This is a genomic window from Streptomyces sp. NPDC104367, from assembly GCF_055583825.1.
In genome coordinates, this window is record NZ_JBVJND010000012.1 from 162,088 (window position 1) to 176,598 (window position 14,511).

Annotated in this window: 12 protein-coding genes; 4 read left to right on the forward strand and 8 right to left on the reverse strand. The window is 71.2% G+C overall.

Annotated elements, in window-relative coordinates:
* Positions 1–46: 46 nt before the first annotated feature.
* Positions 47–544, forward strand: a complete 498-nt coding sequence (locus ACZ619_RS19940; RefSeq protein WP_362320803.1) for a MarR family winged helix-turn-helix transcriptional regulator — start codon at positions 47–49, stop codon at positions 542–544.
* On the opposite strand, the gene ACZ619_RS19945 is transcribed toward ACZ619_RS19940, so the two are convergent.
* A complete protein-coding gene (locus ACZ619_RS19945; protein WP_469600368.1) occupies positions 503–1,270 on the reverse strand; it encodes a LuxR C-terminal-related transcriptional regulator in 768 nt (255 codons plus the stop codon). The genes ACZ619_RS19940 and ACZ619_RS19945 overlap by 42 nt on opposite strands.
* 260 nt (positions 1,271–1,530) lie before the next feature.
* Between ACZ619_RS19945 and ACZ619_RS19950 the strand changes: the two genes are divergently transcribed.
* Positions 1,531–1,989, forward strand: coding sequence for a GNAT family N-acetyltransferase (locus ACZ619_RS19950; RefSeq protein WP_469600371.1), 459 nt, complete (start codon positions 1,531–1,533; stop codon positions 1,987–1,989).
* A gap of 3 nt (positions 1,990–1,992) precedes the next feature.
* Here ACZ619_RS19950 and galK read toward each other — a convergent pair whose 3' ends face one another.
* From galK to galT, 3 genes are read right to left on the reverse strand one after another with little or no spacing between them, the layout of a single operon-like run.
* Entirely contained in the window at positions 1,993–3,162 is a 1,170-nt protein-coding gene (gene galK, locus ACZ619_RS19955) for a galactokinase (protein ID WP_469600374.1), read from the reverse strand.
* Positions 3,163–4,125, reverse strand: a complete 963-nt coding sequence (gene galE, locus ACZ619_RS19960; protein WP_469600377.1) for a UDP-glucose 4-epimerase GalE — start codon at positions 4,123–4,125, stop codon at positions 3,163–3,165. It abuts the gene before it with no gap.
* Positions 4,125–5,183, reverse strand: a complete 1,059-nt coding sequence (gene galT / locus ACZ619_RS19965; protein WP_469600379.1) for a galactose-1-phosphate uridylyltransferase — start codon at positions 5,181–5,183, stop codon at positions 4,125–4,127. The genes galE and galT overlap by 1 nt, the downstream gene beginning before the upstream one ends.
* Before the next feature lie 148 nt (positions 5,184–5,331).
* On the opposite strand from galT, the gene ACZ619_RS19970 reads away from it, so the two are divergent.
* Together ACZ619_RS19970 and ACZ619_RS19975 are read left to right on the forward strand one after the other, a co-directional pair.
* Positions 5,332–7,020, forward strand: a complete 1,689-nt coding sequence (locus tag ACZ619_RS19970) for a sodium:solute symporter family protein (RefSeq protein WP_469600382.1) — start codon at positions 5,332–5,334, stop codon at positions 7,018–7,020.
* A gap of 27 nt (positions 7,021–7,047) precedes the next feature.
* Complete coding sequence (locus ACZ619_RS19975; RefSeq protein ID WP_469600384.1) at positions 7,048–7,404, forward strand: hypothetical protein; 357 nt, start codon at positions 7,048–7,050, stop codon at positions 7,402–7,404.
* On the opposite strand, the gene ACZ619_RS19980 is transcribed toward ACZ619_RS19975, so the two are convergent.
* From ACZ619_RS19980 to ACZ619_RS19995, 4 genes are all read right to left on the reverse strand, one after another.
* Complete coding sequence (locus ACZ619_RS19980; protein WP_469600387.1) at positions 7,401–8,093, reverse strand: helix-turn-helix transcriptional regulator; 693 nt, start codon at positions 8,091–8,093, stop codon at positions 7,401–7,403. The two genes, ACZ619_RS19975 and ACZ619_RS19980, sit on opposite strands and share 4 nt — an antisense overlap.
* Positions 8,094–8,366: 273 nt before the next feature.
* Positions 8,367–10,223 (reverse strand): outer membrane protein assembly factor BamB family protein, encoded by a 1,857-nt coding sequence (locus ACZ619_RS19985; RefSeq protein ID WP_469600388.1) that lies wholly within the window; start codon positions 10,221–10,223, stop codon positions 8,367–8,369.
* A gap of 205 nt (positions 10,224–10,428) precedes the next feature.
* Positions 10,429–12,270, reverse strand: a complete 1,842-nt coding sequence (locus tag ACZ619_RS19990) for an outer membrane protein assembly factor BamB family protein (protein ID WP_469600392.1) — start codon at positions 12,268–12,270, stop codon at positions 10,429–10,431.
* A gap of 433 nt (positions 12,271–12,703) precedes the next feature.
* Positions 12,704–14,506, reverse strand: a complete 1,803-nt coding sequence (locus ACZ619_RS19995; protein WP_469600394.1) for an ABC-F family ATP-binding cassette domain-containing protein — start codon at positions 14,504–14,506, stop codon at positions 12,704–12,706.
* Positions 14,507–14,511 lie beyond the last annotated feature (5 nt).

The following is a 14,511-nucleotide window of genomic DNA, read 5'->3' on the forward strand; positions in this document are numbered from 1 at the left end:
CGACATCAAGAGACTTCATGTCGACACAACCACTACACTGATCGCCATGGAGGACGAGGTCGATCGGCTGGTGGCTGCGTGGCGCCGGGAGCGCCCGGACCTCGACGTGGAACCGCTTGAGGTGCTCAGCCGGGTGAGCCGACTGGCCCGGCACCTGGACCGGGCACGTCGGCTGGCCTTCGCGGAGCACAGCCTGGAGCCCTGGGAGTTCGACGTGCTGACCGCGCTGCGGCGCGCGGGCACGCCCTACCAGCTCTCCCCCGGGCAGCTGCTGACCCAGACCCTGGTCACCTCGGGCACGATGACCAACCGCATCGACCGGCTGACCAAGAAGGGCCTGGTGGAACGGCTGCCGGACCCGAGCGACCGGCGGGGCGTGCTGGTGCGGCTGACCGAGGAGGGCCAGGACCGGGCGGACCAGGCCCTGGCCGGACTCCTCGCTCAGGAACGGGCGATCCTGGCCGAACTCTCCCGCACCCAACGAGCCGAACTCGCCGGCCTGCTACGCCAGCTGACCGCCCCGTTCGACAACATCCCCGGTTAGGTCCACGGGCCCGACGCCCGCGCGGCGGGCGAGGGCCACGGCGGCGAGGGTGGAGTGGACGCCCAGCTTGCCCAGGACGTTCTGCATATGGGTGCGGACGGTGTGCGGGGACAGGAACAGGCGCTCGGCGACGGCCTTGCGCCCCAGCCCCGCCACCATGCACCGGAGCACTTCCCGCTCCCTCGGCGTGAGGGACTCCACGAGCCGCTCGCTCTCGGTGCGGTGCTTGCGGGCGGCCGTCAACTCCCGCAGGACGCCCGTGAGCAGGGCGGGCGGCAGATGCGTCTCGTCGCGCAGCACGCCCCGGATGACGCTCAGCAGCCGGGACAGCGAGCAGTCCTTGGCGACCCAGCCGGAGGCGCCGGCCTGCAGGGCCAGCGCCGCGCGCCGGGGGTCGTCCTTCTCGGCGAGGACGACGACACGGACGGCGGGCTGGGCCGAGCGCACGCCCGCGACCAGTGATATCCCGTCGACCAGGCCGTCCTCGTTGCCCGCCTGGACCGGCACGGCCGGCCGGCCGCCGGGCAGTTGACCGCCCAGGTCGGCGTCGACCAGCAGCACGTCGTAGCGGCGGCCCTCGGCGACCGCGCGCTCCAGGCAGCGCAGCGCCGCCGGACCGCTGCCGGCCGCGGACACGTCGACGTCGGGCTCTGCGGCCAGTGCCGCGGCGAGCGACTCGGCGAAGATACGGTGGTCGTCGACGACCAGAACTCGGATGCGAACCACGAAACCCCCTTCCCCAGGCTCTTCACGAGCAGGGGATACCCCAAGGTCCTCAGAACGACGAACAGCGCGGACACGACACCCGCGGGAGGACGGATCCGCACGACCGCCGCCGTGCCTGAACAGCTACCCCCACCGCGGGCGTCGTACCCGACTTGTCTCGCCCCCTGATCTGCACCGGCCCCCACCGGTACTGCTCTTCAGGGTACGGAAGGGGGCCCGGAGCGGAAGCCGATTTGCAGAACTGCCCGGCCGACGCGTTTATGGTGTGCCGCATGTTTCGTATTGAGGCGGAAGTCGACAAGGAACGGCGAGATCTGCTCCGCGCGCGGCTGCTGGAGACGAACACCGCGGCGTCCCCCGTGCTCGCGGCCCTGCGCGGCACCCCGGCCGAACGCGAAGTGCCGTTGCACCTGTGGGCGACGGACGGGAGTTCGGACCGGCTGGCGGGCGGACTGGTCGGCCACACCTGGGCGTCCTGGCTGCACGTCACCTATCTGTGGGTGGACGGCCGGCACCGCGGCGCCGGCCTGGGCGGGCGGCTGCTGGCCGAGGCGGAGCGCATCGCCGGGAACGACCGCGGCTGCACCGGCGCCCGGCTGGAGACCTGGGACTTCCAGGCCCCGGACTTCTACCGCAAGCAGGGCTACGACGTGGTGTGCGTGATCCCCGACTACCCGCCGGGGATCACCGAGTACACGCTGGTGAAACGGTTGGGCTGAGGCTCAGACCGCCCTGAGCGCCCCCGCCGAGGGCACCGCCTCGAAGACCCGCGGGGGCGTGAAGCCGGCCGCCGCGAAGGCCTCCTCGACCGCCTTGGTGACGGTGTCGACGTCGGCCGCCTCGGCGAGGACGATCGCCGAGCCGCCGAAGCCGCCGCCGGTCATCCGGGCGCCCAGGGCGCCGGAGGAGAGGGCGGTCTCGACGACCAGGTCCAGCTCCGGGCAGGAGACCCGGAAGTCGTCGCGCAGGGAGGCGTGGCCCGCGGTGAGGAGCGGCCCGATGGCGCGGGTGTCGCCGGCCTCCAGGAGCGCCACGACGCGTTCGACGCGCTGGTCCTCGGTGACGACGTGGCGGACCAGGCGCCGTACCTCCTCCTCGTCGCCCAGGCGGTCCAGCGCCGCGTCCAGTTCGCCGTAGGGAATGTCCCGCAGGGCGTCCACGCCCAGCAGGGCGGCGCCCTTCTCGCAGCCCGCGCGGCGCTTGCCGTACTCGCCGCCGCTGTGGGCGTGCTTGACCTGGGTGTCGACGACCAGCAGGCGCATGCCCTCGGCCGCGAGGTCGAAGGGGATCTGCTTCTGCGAGAGGTCGCGGGTGTCCAGGAACAGGGCGTGGCCCTGCTCGCAGCACGCCGACGCCGTCTGGTCCATGATGCCGGTCGGGGCGCCCACGTAGACGTTCTCCGCGCGCTGACACAGGCGGGCCAGCTGCCAGCGCTGCAGGCCCAGTCCGTAGAGGTCGTTGAGGGCGAGGGCGATCACCACCTCCAGGGCCGCGGAGGAGGACAGGCCCGCACCGGTCGGCACCGTGGAGGACAGGTGGACGTCGGCTCCGGTGACCGGGTGGCCGGCCTCGCGCAGCACCCAGAACACACCCGCCGGGTAGGCCGTCCAGTCGTGGTCGGTGCCGGGTTCGAGCGCGTCCAGGGAGAGTTCGGCGACGCCGCCCTCGATGTCCGAGGAGTGCAGCCGCAGCACGCCGTCGGCGCGGCGCGCGACCGCGGCCGTCGTCACGTGCGGCAGCGCGAACGGCATCACGAAGCCGTCGTTGTAGTCGGTGTGCTCGCCGATCAGGTTGACCCGGCCCGGGGCCGCCCACACACCGTCGGGAGCCGTGCCGTACAGCTCCTCGAAGGCGTCTGCGACCTGCTGTGCGGCGCCCAAAACTGCCCCCACTTACTGCTCCCTTGCGATGTGCTGCGCGAACTCCCAGGCGTCCGCGACGATCCCCGCGAGGTCCGCGCGGGTCGGGTTCCAGCCCAGCTGTTCGCGGGCGGCGGCCGCCGAGGCGACCAGGACGGCCGGGTCGCCGCCCCGGCGGGGGGCCACGACCTCGGGGATCGGGTGGCCGGTGACCTGCCGGACCGTCTCGATGACCTGGCGGACCGAGAAGCCCTCGCCGTTGCCGAGGTTGCAGATCAGGTGCTCGCCGGGCCGCGCGGCCGCGACGGCCAGCAGGTGGGCGTCGGCCAGGTCGGCGACGTGGATGTAGTCGCGGACGCAGGTGCCGTCCGGCGTCGGGTAGTCGTCGCCGAAGACGGAGATGGCGTCCCGGCGGCCCTGCGCGACCTGGAGGACCAGGGGGATCAGGTGCGACTCGGGGTCGTGGCGCTCGCCCTGCGCGCCGTAGGCGCCGGCCACGTTGAAGTAGCGGAGCGACACCGCGCCCAGGCCGTGGGCGGCGGCCTCGCCGGTGATCATGTGGTCGACGGCGAGCTTGGTGGCGCCGTAGGGGTTGGTCGGGGAGGTCGGGGCGGTCTCGACGATCGGGACCTGCTCCGGCTCGCCGTAGGTGGCCGCGGTGGAGGAGAAGACGAGCTTGCGCACGCCGGCCTCGCGCATCGCGGCGAGCAGCGCCATGGTGCCGCCGACGTTGTTGTCCCAGTACTTCTCGGGCTTCACGACCGACTCGCCGACCTGGGAGAACGCGGCGAAGTGCAGCACCGCCTCGTAGGAGGAGTCGAGCCACTTGGCGGCGTCGCGGATGTCGCCCTCGACGAAGGCGGCGCCCGCCGGGACGCCCGCCCGGAAGCCGGTGGAGAGGTTGTCGAGGACGGTGACCTCGTGGCCCGCCTCCAGCAGGTGCTGGGCGACCACGCTGCCGACGTACCCCGCCCCGCCCGTCACCAGGTACTTCATCAACTCGCTACCTCTCGCAGTCGCTCGGCCGCGCGCTCCGGCGGCACGTCGTTGATGAACACGCTCATGCCGGATTCGGAACCCGCGAGAAACTTCAGCTTGCCGGTCGTTCGGCGAATGGTGAAAAGCTCGAGGTGAAGTGCGAAGTCGTCGCGCGTGACACCCTCGAACTCCTCCAGCGTCCCGAACGGCGCCTGGTGCCAGGCGGCGATGTAGGGCGTGGGGGGCTCACCCTCACCGAAGATACGGTCGAAGCGCCTCAAGAGTTCCAGATAAACCTGGGGAAACTCTGAGCGCGCCGCCTCGTCCAGCCCGAGCAGGTCCGGGACCCGGCGCCTGGGGTACAGGTGGACCTCGTAGGGCCAGTGCGCCGCGTAGGGCACGAAGGCGACCCAGTGTTCACCCTCAAGGACGACCCGCTCGCCGGCGAGTTCACGCTCCAGGACGGCGTCGAAGAGGTTCTCGCCGCCGGTGGCCTCCTTGTGGGCCGCGAGCGAACGCAGCATCAGGGCGGTGCGCGGGGTGGTGAAGGGGTAGGCGTAGATCTGGCCGTGCGGGTGACCGAGCGTCACGCCGATCTCCTCGCCGCGGTTCTCGAAGCAGAACACCTGCTCGACGGAGGGGAGATGCGACAGCTCCGACGTCCGGTCCGTCCAGGCCTCCAGCACGAGCCGCGCCTGCTCCTCGGAGAGGGAGGCGAAGGACGCGTCGTGGTCCGAGGTGAAGCAGACGACCTCGCAGCGCCCGGAGTCGCCGGCCAGCGAGGGGAAACGGTTCTCGAAGACCACGACGTCGTACGACGAGTCCGGGATCTCGCTCAGCCGCTCGCCCCGGGTCGGGCACAGCGGGCACTGGTCGGCCGGCGGGTGGTAGGTGCGGCCCTGCCGGTGCGAGGCGATCGCGACCCGGTCGCCGAGCAGCGGGTCGCGGCGGACCTCGGAGGTGGTGTGCGTCCGCTCCAGCGGCCGGTGGTCCACCGCGTCCCGCACGGTGTCGTCCCGCAGGTCGTAGTAGATGAGCTCGCGACCGTCGGCCAGCCGGGTCGAGGTCTTCTTCACTGCGGACTCCCGAATTTCGAGCGTTGTTCGAGTCAGCCAACCATCAAACAGAACCGAACACACCAAAACACAACTCACCACGCCAGTCAACATTGCAATCAATCAAGGTGAGACAACGAAAGTGTTGAATTACCGGGTGCAGAACCCCATGAATGCCCCCGTAACCCCCACAACGCTCGCGGCGGAGCTGCGGCTCCCCACCAACGGCCTCGACTACGTCATCCTCGCGATCTACTTCGTCGTCGTCCTGGGCATCGGCTTCGCGGCCCGCCGCTCGGTGAAGACCACCCTCGACTTCTTCCTCTCCGGGCGTTCGCTGCCCGCCTGGATCACCGGCCTCGCGTTCATCTCGGCGAACCTGGCCGCCACCGAGATCCTCGGCATGGCCGCCAACAGCGCGCAGTACGGCGCGTACACCGTGCACTGGTACTGGATCGGCGCCATCCCGGCCATGGTCTTCCTGGGCCTGGTGATGATGCCCTTCTACTACGGCAGCAAGGTCCGCTCGGTCCCCGAGATGCTGCTGCTCCGCTTCGACAGAGCCGCACACCTGCTGAGTTCGATCCTGTTCGCCTTCGCGGCCATCCTGATCGCGGGCGTCAACCTGTACGCCCTCGCGATCGTCGTCGAGGCGCTGCTGGGCTGGCCGCAGTGGGTGGCGATCGTCGTCGCCGGCGCGTTCGTGCTCGCGTACATCACCCTGGGCGGTCTCTCCTCGGCCATCTACAACGAGGTGCTCCAGTTCTTCGTGATCCTGGCCGCCCTCATCCCGCTGTCCGTGCTCGGTCTGAAGAAGGTCGGCGGCTGGAACGGCCTGGTCGACAAGCTCACCGTCACCCACGGCCACCACTTCACCACCGCCTGGGGCGGCACCGGCATCGGCTCCCCCAACCCGCTCGGCGCGAACTGGCTGACCATCGTCCTCGGCCTCGGCTTCGTGCTCTCCTTCGGCTACTGGACGACGAACTTCGCCGAGGTCCAGCGCGCCCTGTCGGCGAGGAACCTCTCCGCCGCCCAGCGCACCCCGCTGATCGCCGCGTACCCGAAGATCTTCATCGTCTTCCTGGTGATGATCCCGGGCCTGGTCGCCGCCGCCGTCGTGCCCGGCATCGGCACCGCCGGCTCCGACCTCCAGTACAACGACGCGATCCCGTACCTGATGTCCCAGCTGCTGCCCAACGGCGTGCTCGGCATCGCGGTGACCGGCCTGCTGGCGGCCTTCATGGCCGGCATGGCCGCCAACGTGTCGTCCTTCAACACCGTCTTCACCACGGACATCTGGGCGAAGTACGTGGTCAGGGGCCGGGAGGACGCGTACTACGTGCGCTTCGGACGCCTGATCACGGTGATCGGCGTCTGCGCCTCGGTCGGCACGGCGTTCCTCGCCTCGTCGTTCTCGAACATCATGAGCTACCTCCAGACGCTGTTCTCCTTCTTCAACGTGCCGATGTTCGTCGTCTTCATCGTCGGCATGTTCTGGAAGCGCGCCTCGGCGAAGTCCGGCTTCTGGGGGCTGCTCGCGGGAACGGTGACCGCGATGGTCAACTACTTCGTCCTCTACAAGAGGGACATCATCGCCATCCCCTCCGACCAGGGCGCCAACTTCGTCTCCGCGATCGCCGGCTTCGTCGCCGGCGCGGTGGTGATGGTCATCGTGTCCCTGTTCACCGCGCCCAGGCCGGCCGCCGAGCTGGAGGGCCTGGTCTACGGCACCCGGTCCCCCGGCATGGCCGAGCCGCCCGCGCCCGGCGACGAGGCCTGGTACCGCAGGCCGGCGCTGCTGGGCTGGGGCGCGGTGATCCTGGCCGCCCTCTGCTACATCCCGTTCTCGTTCTAGTCCCGGCCGCGGGAGGATGGAGGAACCATGACCGACGACTCCGGGCACCCCGGATTCCACTACTCCGAGCAGGACGTCCAGCGCGAGGTCACCGAGCTGGAGAGCAGGTCCGCGACCGCCGCGCGGATCTTCGACCTGCGGCGGATCATCGGCGGCCTGTTCGTCGTGTACGGCGTCATCGTCACGATCGCCGGGATCACCGACTCGCAGGCCGAGATCGACAAGGCGCAGGGGATCAACATCAACCTGTGGACGGGCATCGGGATGCTGCTGCTCGGGGTGTTCTTCCTGGTGTGGCTGAAGCTGCGGCCGACACCGCCCCCGCCGCCCCCGGCGTCCGGGACGGAGGAGCGGCCGGACACCGGCGCGGCCCCGCGTCCCTAGCGGGGCGTCTCGGTACCGCCGTTGAGGGGCCCCGCCCGGTCCAGCAGCCCGGTACGCGCGGCCAGTGCCGCCGCCTCCAGCCGCGACCCCACGCCCAGCTTCATCAGGACCCTCTGCACATGGGTGCGGGCCGTGCTCGGGGCGATGCCCATGCCGGCGGCGATGAGTCTCGTGTCCTCGCCGTCGGCGACCCGCACCAGGACCTCGACCTCCCTCGGGGTGAGCATCTGCAGGAGGCGCTGGCCCTCGTCGTCGGGCTGGGCGGCCGGGTTGAGGAGTTCGCTGAAGGCGCCCTGGAGGAGGGCGGGCGCCACGGCGGCCTCCCCGGCCCGCGCCTTCATGATCGCCCGCTCCACGCCCTCGATCCGCTCGTCGTGCCGTACGTACCCGGACGCGCCCGCGGCGAAGGCCGCCGCGATGCCCCGCGGGGACGGCACCGGGCCGAGCACCAGCACCGCGACCTGGGGCCGCTCCTTCTTGATCCGCACCACCGGGTCGAAGATCCCCGGCTCGGCCGGTGCCGCCGTACCGAGCAGGCACACCTCGGGCGCCCGTGTGATGACCAGCTCGGCCGCGCCCGCCGCCGGTGCCGCCGCCGCGAGCACCCGGTGGCCCCGCAGTTTCAGCGCCGAGGCCAGCGCCTCGGCGAGCAGCCGGTGGTCGTCGACCACCATGAGCCGCACTCCCATAGAGCAACCCCCCAGTCCCCCCAATGGATGCCCCACTATGGATGCCCACTGGTCCACATGGACAGAGGGCCCCCCGGCACCTCGTCCTTCATGCCCCCGGAAGCTACACGCTTGTTCGACGTCGCGCTGCCCCTACTCATGAGAACTGCCCCGGATCGGACGAATCTCTTGCTTTTCTCTCATTCGAGGGTGAAGAGCGGGTGTGGTGCGGTACGCGTCCGGCCCCGCCCCTGAGCAGGGACGGGACCGGACGGGACCGGGTGCTCGCGGACGTCAGCCCTGCGCGCCGAACGCCGCGACCAGGTACTCCTTGCCGGTCGACGTGCTCGCGGTGCGGGCGTACACGGCCGACATGTACAGGCGGCCCTGGGAGTAGAGGAACTCCGAGTAGTCGGGCGACATGCTCGTCTCCACCGCCTTGACCGCCGTGGTCGCCGGGTTCTCCAGCAGCTTGGTCTCCTTGAACGAACCGCCGTCGATGCTGACGACCTGGCCGCCCTTGTTGTACGGACCCCTCTTGTACGCGATCACGTCGGGACCGTCCATGCGCAGCGGGGTGATCGTGTAGTCGTTCCCGGCGTCGGCGCGCTGGCCGGTCTGCTTGCCGGTGGCCAGGTCGAAGGCGACGATCTCGTTGGTCCGGGAGTACTCCCCGCTGCCGTCGTGCTCCTCGGTGGCCAGGTACATCCGGCCGTTGCCGACCGTGACCCCCTTGCAGTTCTCCAGCTCGTAGATGTTGTCGCAGCGGGCCGCGTACGAGGCGCCCGGCGTGCTGATGCGCGTGCGCAGCTTGCCGGTCGAGCCGTCGACCGAGAAGACGTCCGAGAAGCCGCTGCCGTCGCCCGCGCTGTCGTTGACGTCGGCGGCCACCACCAGCGGGTCGGTCGAGACGACGCTGGCGTAGTCGATGCCCGTGGTCATCGTGTAGTCGGACTCGACCTTCCCGGAGACCGGGTCGAGGGTCTGGATGTGCAGCTGACCGGAGTCGCCGCTGCCGCACTTGCGGACCGCGACCAGCTTGCTGCCGCCGCCGTAACCGGCGTCGTAGCAGCTGTCACCGGACTTCGGCTGCCAGCGGACCTTGCCGGAGGCGAGGTCGAAGGCCGCGCCGCCGCTGGTGCCGCCGACCGCGACGGTGTTGTCGGAGACCGTCACGTTGTTGAAGTTGACCGGAATGTCACCGGACTTGATCTGCTGCGTCCACAGCTTGCGGCCGGTGCTCAGGTCGATGCCCGCGACCTGGGTGCAGCCCGCCGAGGAGCCCTTGGGCGGCATCTTCGGCTGGAAGACGATCGCCGTCCTGCCGTCCTCGTTGACATGGCCGGTGGCGCGGCAGACCGGGCCGGGCAGCGGGATCGTCCACAGCTTGGCGCCCGAGTCGGGGTCGTAGCCGACGATCTGGGCGACGCCGCTCTTGGCGTACACCTTGTCGGTGAGCCAGGAGCCGGCGGTGACGGTGGTGTCCTTCGCGGTGGGCAGCGGGACCTCGAAGAGGACCTTGGAGGAGGGGTCGGCGGGCACCTTCTCGGTGCCCTTGCCGGTCGTGCCGCCCGAGTCGCCCTTCGCGTCCTCACCGCCGGTACCGCCGGTGCCGCCGCTGGAGCTGGCGGTGTCGTCCTTCTTGCCGTCGCCGCCGGAGGACTTGGCGTACCAGATGCCGCCGCCGACGATCAGCGCGATCACGACGACCGCCGCGACGACGATCAGCAGGACGGCCTTGTTGCCGCCGGACGTCCCGCCGCCCGGCTGCCCCGGCTGACCGGACTGCCAGGGCTGTCCGGGCGGGGGCGTGCCGGGGCCGCCCGGGTAGCCGTGACCGGGCTGCTGGGCGTAGGGGTTGTGCATCGGGGTGGTGGGCGGCTGCTGGGCGTACGGGTTCGGGCCCGGGGCCGGCGCCGGGGGCTGCCCCGGGTAGCCGTAGCCGGGCTGCGGGGGCTGCTGCGGGTAGCCGTAACCCGGCTGCGGGGCCGGGGGCTGGGGCGGCTGCGGGTAGCCGTAGCCGGGCTGCGGGGCCGGGGGCTGGGGCGGGGTCTGCGGCGGCTTCGGCGGGGTCTGCGGCGGGCCGACGGGCGTGCCGGGACCGGGCTGCTGCGGGGGCTGGTTGGGCGGGGGCGGGGGCGGCTGGGTCATGACGGGGCTACCTCGAAGGACGCGTGAGGGACGGCTGGGGACGGCCGGGGACGGCGCGGGCCGCGGGACGGCACGGTGGCGCATGGTGCGCACGGCCCGGTCCGGCGCGGTCCGGCGTGTGCCGCGGGATGTCGCGGGATGTCGCGGTGCGGGACGGCGCCGTGCGGGACCGGGACTGCGCTGTGCGGGACGGTGCGGGGCCCGCTCAGTTGCCGAAGGCCATCATCAGCTTCTCCTTCGCGTCGTCGCTGCCGGAGAGCCGCGTGGACGAGATGTAGAAACGGCCGTCGACCCAGTCGTACGCGCCGTCGTAGAAACCGTCCTCGATGTCGGCGGTGTGCTCCGGGTTCTGCAGCAGCTTGGTCGTGGTGTGGGTGGAGCCGGAGGTCGGGACCGACACGACCCGGCCGCCCGTGTCGTACGACGGCCGCACGTAGGCGACGAGCTTTCCGCCCTCGACCTTGACCGGGTACATCGACTCGTCCGTCGGCGACTTCACCCGCCACTTCGCCTTGCCGTCGGCGAGGCTGATCGCGACGATCTCGTTGGCGCCGCTGCTCACGTCCGTCGGCAGGTAGAGGGTGTCGGCGTCGGCGGCCACGCCCTGGCAGCCCTGGAGGTCACGGGCGAGGATCGCCCAGCCGCACTGGGGCGCGAACTTCTCGTCGACCTTCACCTCGGAGCGGAACTCGCCCTTGTCGTCCAGCGTCGAGATGTTCCAGGCCTTCTTGTCCTCGTTGGTCATGTAGACCACGAGCGGGTCGACGGAGTAGGTCCGCTCGACCGTCCAGCCCTTCTTCACCGGCTGGGTCCACCTGACCTTGCCGGTGGCCGGGTCGAGTTCCGTGATCTCGTCGTGCTCGTCGCTGCCGCCGGCGCCGCAGGACGCCACCTCGACCAGCCGGTCCGTGCCGCCCGCGAACGCCGTCGGGAAGCAGGACGCGCCGTACTTCTCCTTGTCGTACAGCTTGTCGCCGCTGCCGAGGTCGTACGCCGTGCCGGACTGGGAACGGCCCACCATCAGCGTCTTGCCGCTGATCGTCAGCTCGATGCTGATCGCGCTGTCGAACAGGCCGCCGTCGGCGACGGTCGCAGTCCAGCCCTTCTTGCCGGTGTCGAGGTCGATCTCCTGGAGCTGGTTGCACTTGGCCCGGTCGCTGGTGCCGTTCATGTACGCCACGACGACCTTGTCGTCCGCCGACTTCTGGGGAGTGACCGCGCAGATCTTCTGCGGGAACGTGATCGGGCTCCACGTCGGGTCGCCGCCGGCCACGTCGTAGGCGAAGACCTGCTTGTAGGCGGCCTTCACCGCCGTCTTGCCGGTGATCCACATGCCGGGGGCGTCGGCGCCGGACGCGGGCGCGTCGGGTGCCGTCTTGTACCAGAGCACCTTGGCCTCGCCGGACTTGCGGCCCTCGTTGAGGTTCTCCGGGTCCGAGGCGCCGTCACCGCTGCCGTCACCGGGGTTGACCGGGGTGTCGGTGCCGGAGGCCTTGGGGTCGTCGGACGCGGCCGCGGGAACGTCCGTCTTCGCACCGCCGTCCCGGGTGACGGCGTACACCGTGCCGCCGACCACCAGCAGACCGGCGACCGCCGCCGCGACGATCAGCGCGGGCTTTCCCTTGAACGGACCGCCGCCGCCACCGCCGCCGGGCACGGCGACCGTGCCGGGTCCGCCGGGGTACTGCGGCTGCTGCGGATAGCCGTAACCGGGCTGCGGCGGCTGTCCGTACGGGCCCGGGGAGCCCGCGGGCGCGCCGTACGGGCCCGGCTGCGCGTAGGGACCGGAGGCGGGCTGCTGCGGGTAGCCGTAGCCGGGCTGGGGCTGCGGGGGCGCGACCGGGGGCGCGTGGGGCGGTTGGGGTGGTGGCGGGGGCGTACCGGGGGCGCCCGGGGCACCGGGTGCGCCGGGGGGCGTACTCGGGGGCGGTCCGAAGCCTCCCTGCGCGGGCGGTTGTTGCGGTGCGCCGAATCCACCCCCCGGCGGCGGTTGGTCCTGCGGCGCTCCGAAACCGCCCTGCGGCGGCTGGTTGGGCGGCTGAGTCATCAGCGCTCTTCCCCCTCGTTCACTGATTTTTAGCCACGCCCCGAGGTTCTTGACAGACCCCCAGGTCGTTCTCAGGCAGTTCTCAGACCGACCTTTCTATCACTCGGCACCGACAGGCCATGGGCCCGCGTCTCCCGCTGTTCCCAAGGGAGAACCGCCCCGTGATGCCCCCGTTACGCGCCTTCACGCCCCCTGCACCGAGCGCACGCAAGGAGGTTCGGCACGGGAGGGGAGGGGCGGGAGGGGGCGCGGGGGCGGGTTGCGCGCGCCGTGACATGAGGTGCGTGCGCGTCTGATTCCCGCCGGTGAACGGGACGGCGGAGGGGGCTCCAGAGGGCGTGAGGAGCAGAGGGGAGCGGAAGGGAACGGCGGAGGGCGTGAGGTGGGGCGTGCACGCCTCTCCTCACGCCCTCCGGTACGGCGCGTGCTCCCGTTACGCGTCCTCCGCCAGTTCCAGCCAGCGCATCTCCAGTTCCTCGCGCTCCGCGGCGAGGTCGCGGAGCTGGGCGTCGAGTTCGGCGACCTTGGCGAAGTCCGTGGCGTTGGCGGCGATCTGGTCGTGCAGCTTGGTCTCCTTCTCAAAGACGCGGTCCAGCTGACGCTCGATCTTCTGGAGCTCCTTCTTGGCGGCACGCTGGTCGGCGGCGCTCCGCTCGGCGGAGGGGGCCTTGGGGGCCACCGCGGTGGCGGCGACCGCCTCCTCCATGCGCTGACGGCGCTCCAGGTACTCGTCGATGCCGCGCGGCAGCATCCGCAGGGCGGCGTCGCCGAGGAGCGCGAAGACGCGGTCGGTGGTCCGCTCGACGAAGAACCGGTCGTGGGAGATGACGATCATCGAGCCGGGCCAGCCGTCGAGGACGTCCTCCAGCTGGGTGAGGGTCTCGATGTCGAGGTCGTTGGTGGGCTCGTCCAGGAAGAGGACGTTCGGCTCGTCCATGAGGAGCCGGAGCAGCTGGAGCCGGCGGCGCTCACCGCCGGACAGGTCGCCGACCGGCGTCCACTGCTTCTCCTTGCTGAAGCCGAACGTCTCGCACAGCTGCCCGGCGGTCATCTCCCGCCCCTTGCCGAGGTCGACGCGCTCGCGGACCTGCTGCACGGCCTCCAGGACCCGGGTGGCGGGGTCGAGTTCGGCGACCTCCTGGGAGAGGTAGGCGAGCTTGACGGTCTTGCCGACGGCGACCCGGCCGCCCACCGGCTGCGTCTCGCCCTCGGTGCGCGCGGCCTCGGCCATGGCGCGCAGCAGCGAGGTCTTGCCGGCGCCGTTGACACCGACCAGGCCGATGCGGTCGCCGGGGCCGAGCTGCCAGGTGACGTGCTTGAGCAGCACCTTGGGGCCGGCCTGGACGGTCACGTCCTCCAGGTCGAAGACGGTCTTGCCGAGCCGCGAGGAGGCGAACTTCATCAGCTCGGAGGTGTCGCGCGGCGGCGGCACGTCCTTGATGAGCTCGTTGGCGGCCTCGACCCGGAAGCGCGGCTTGGAGGTGCGCGCGGGAGCGCCGCGGCGCAGCCAGGCCAGCTCCTTGCGGACCAGGTTCTGCCGCTTGGTCTCCTCGGTGGCGGCGATCCGCTCGCGCTCCGCGCGGGCGAAGACGTAGTCGGAGTAGCCGCCCTCGTACTCGTAGACGGCGCCGCGCTGCACGTCCCACATGCGGGTGCAGACCTGGTCGAGGAACCAGCGGTCGTGGGTGACGCAGACGAGGGCCGAGCGGCGCTCGCGCAGGTGCCGGGCCAGCCAGGAGATGCCCTCGACGTCGAGGTGGTTGGTGGGCTCGTCCAGGACGAGCAGGTCCTGGCCCTCGATGAGCAGCTTGGCGAGCGCGATGCGCCGCCGCTCGCCGCCGGAGAGCGGGCCGATGACGGTGTCCAGGCCCTTGGGGAAGCCCGGCAGGTCCAGGCCGCCGAAGAGACCGGTGAGGACATCGCGGACCTTGGCGTTGCCGGCCCACTCGTGGTCGGCCATGTCGCCGATGACCTCGTGCCGGACGGTGGCCTCGGGGTCGAGGGAGTCGTGCTGGGTGAGGACGCCGAGGCGCAGTCCGCCGGAGTGCGTGACGCGGCCGGTGTCGGCCTCCTCCAGCTTGGCGAGCATCCGGATGAGGGTGGTCTTGCCGTCGCCGTTGCGGCCCACCACACCGATGCGGTCGCCCTCCGACACGCCGAGCGAGACGCCGTCGAGCAGGGCCCGGGTGCCGTAGACCTTGCTGACGTTCTCGACATTGACCAGGTTGACGGCCATTTCAC

Coding starts and splice junctions, on each gene's coding strand:
- ACZ619_RS19990 (WP_469600392.1), bottom strand. CDS start 12,270: ATGACTCAGCCGCCCAACCAGCCGCCGCAGGGCGGTTTCGGAGCGCCG.
- ACZ619_RS19995 (WP_469600394.1), bottom strand. CDS start 14,506: ATGGCCGTCAACCTGGTCAATGTCGAGAACGTCAGCAAGGTCTACGGC.
- ACZ619_RS19970 (WP_469600382.1), top strand. CDS start 5,332: ATGAATGCCCCCGTAACCCCCACAACGCTCGCGGCGGAGCTGCGGCTC.
- ACZ619_RS19980 (WP_469600387.1), bottom strand. CDS start 8,093: ATGGGAGTGCGGCTCATGGTGGTCGACGACCACCGGCTGCTCGCCGAG.
- ACZ619_RS19950 (WP_469600371.1), top strand. CDS start 1,531: ATGGTGTGCCGCATGTTTCGTATTGAGGCGGAAGTCGACAAGGAACGG.
- ACZ619_RS19985 (WP_469600388.1), bottom strand. CDS start 10,223: ATGACCCAGCCGCCCCCGCCCCCGCCCAACCAGCCCCCGCAGCAGCCC.
- ACZ619_RS19940 (WP_362320803.1), top strand. CDS start 47: ATGGAGGACGAGGTCGATCGGCTGGTGGCTGCGTGGCGCCGGGAGCGC.
- galE (WP_469600377.1), bottom strand. CDS start 4,125: ATGAAGTACCTGGTGACGGGCGGGGCGGGGTACGTCGGCAGCGTGGTC.
- ACZ619_RS19975 (WP_469600384.1), top strand. CDS start 7,048: ATGACCGACGACTCCGGGCACCCCGGATTCCACTACTCCGAGCAGGAC.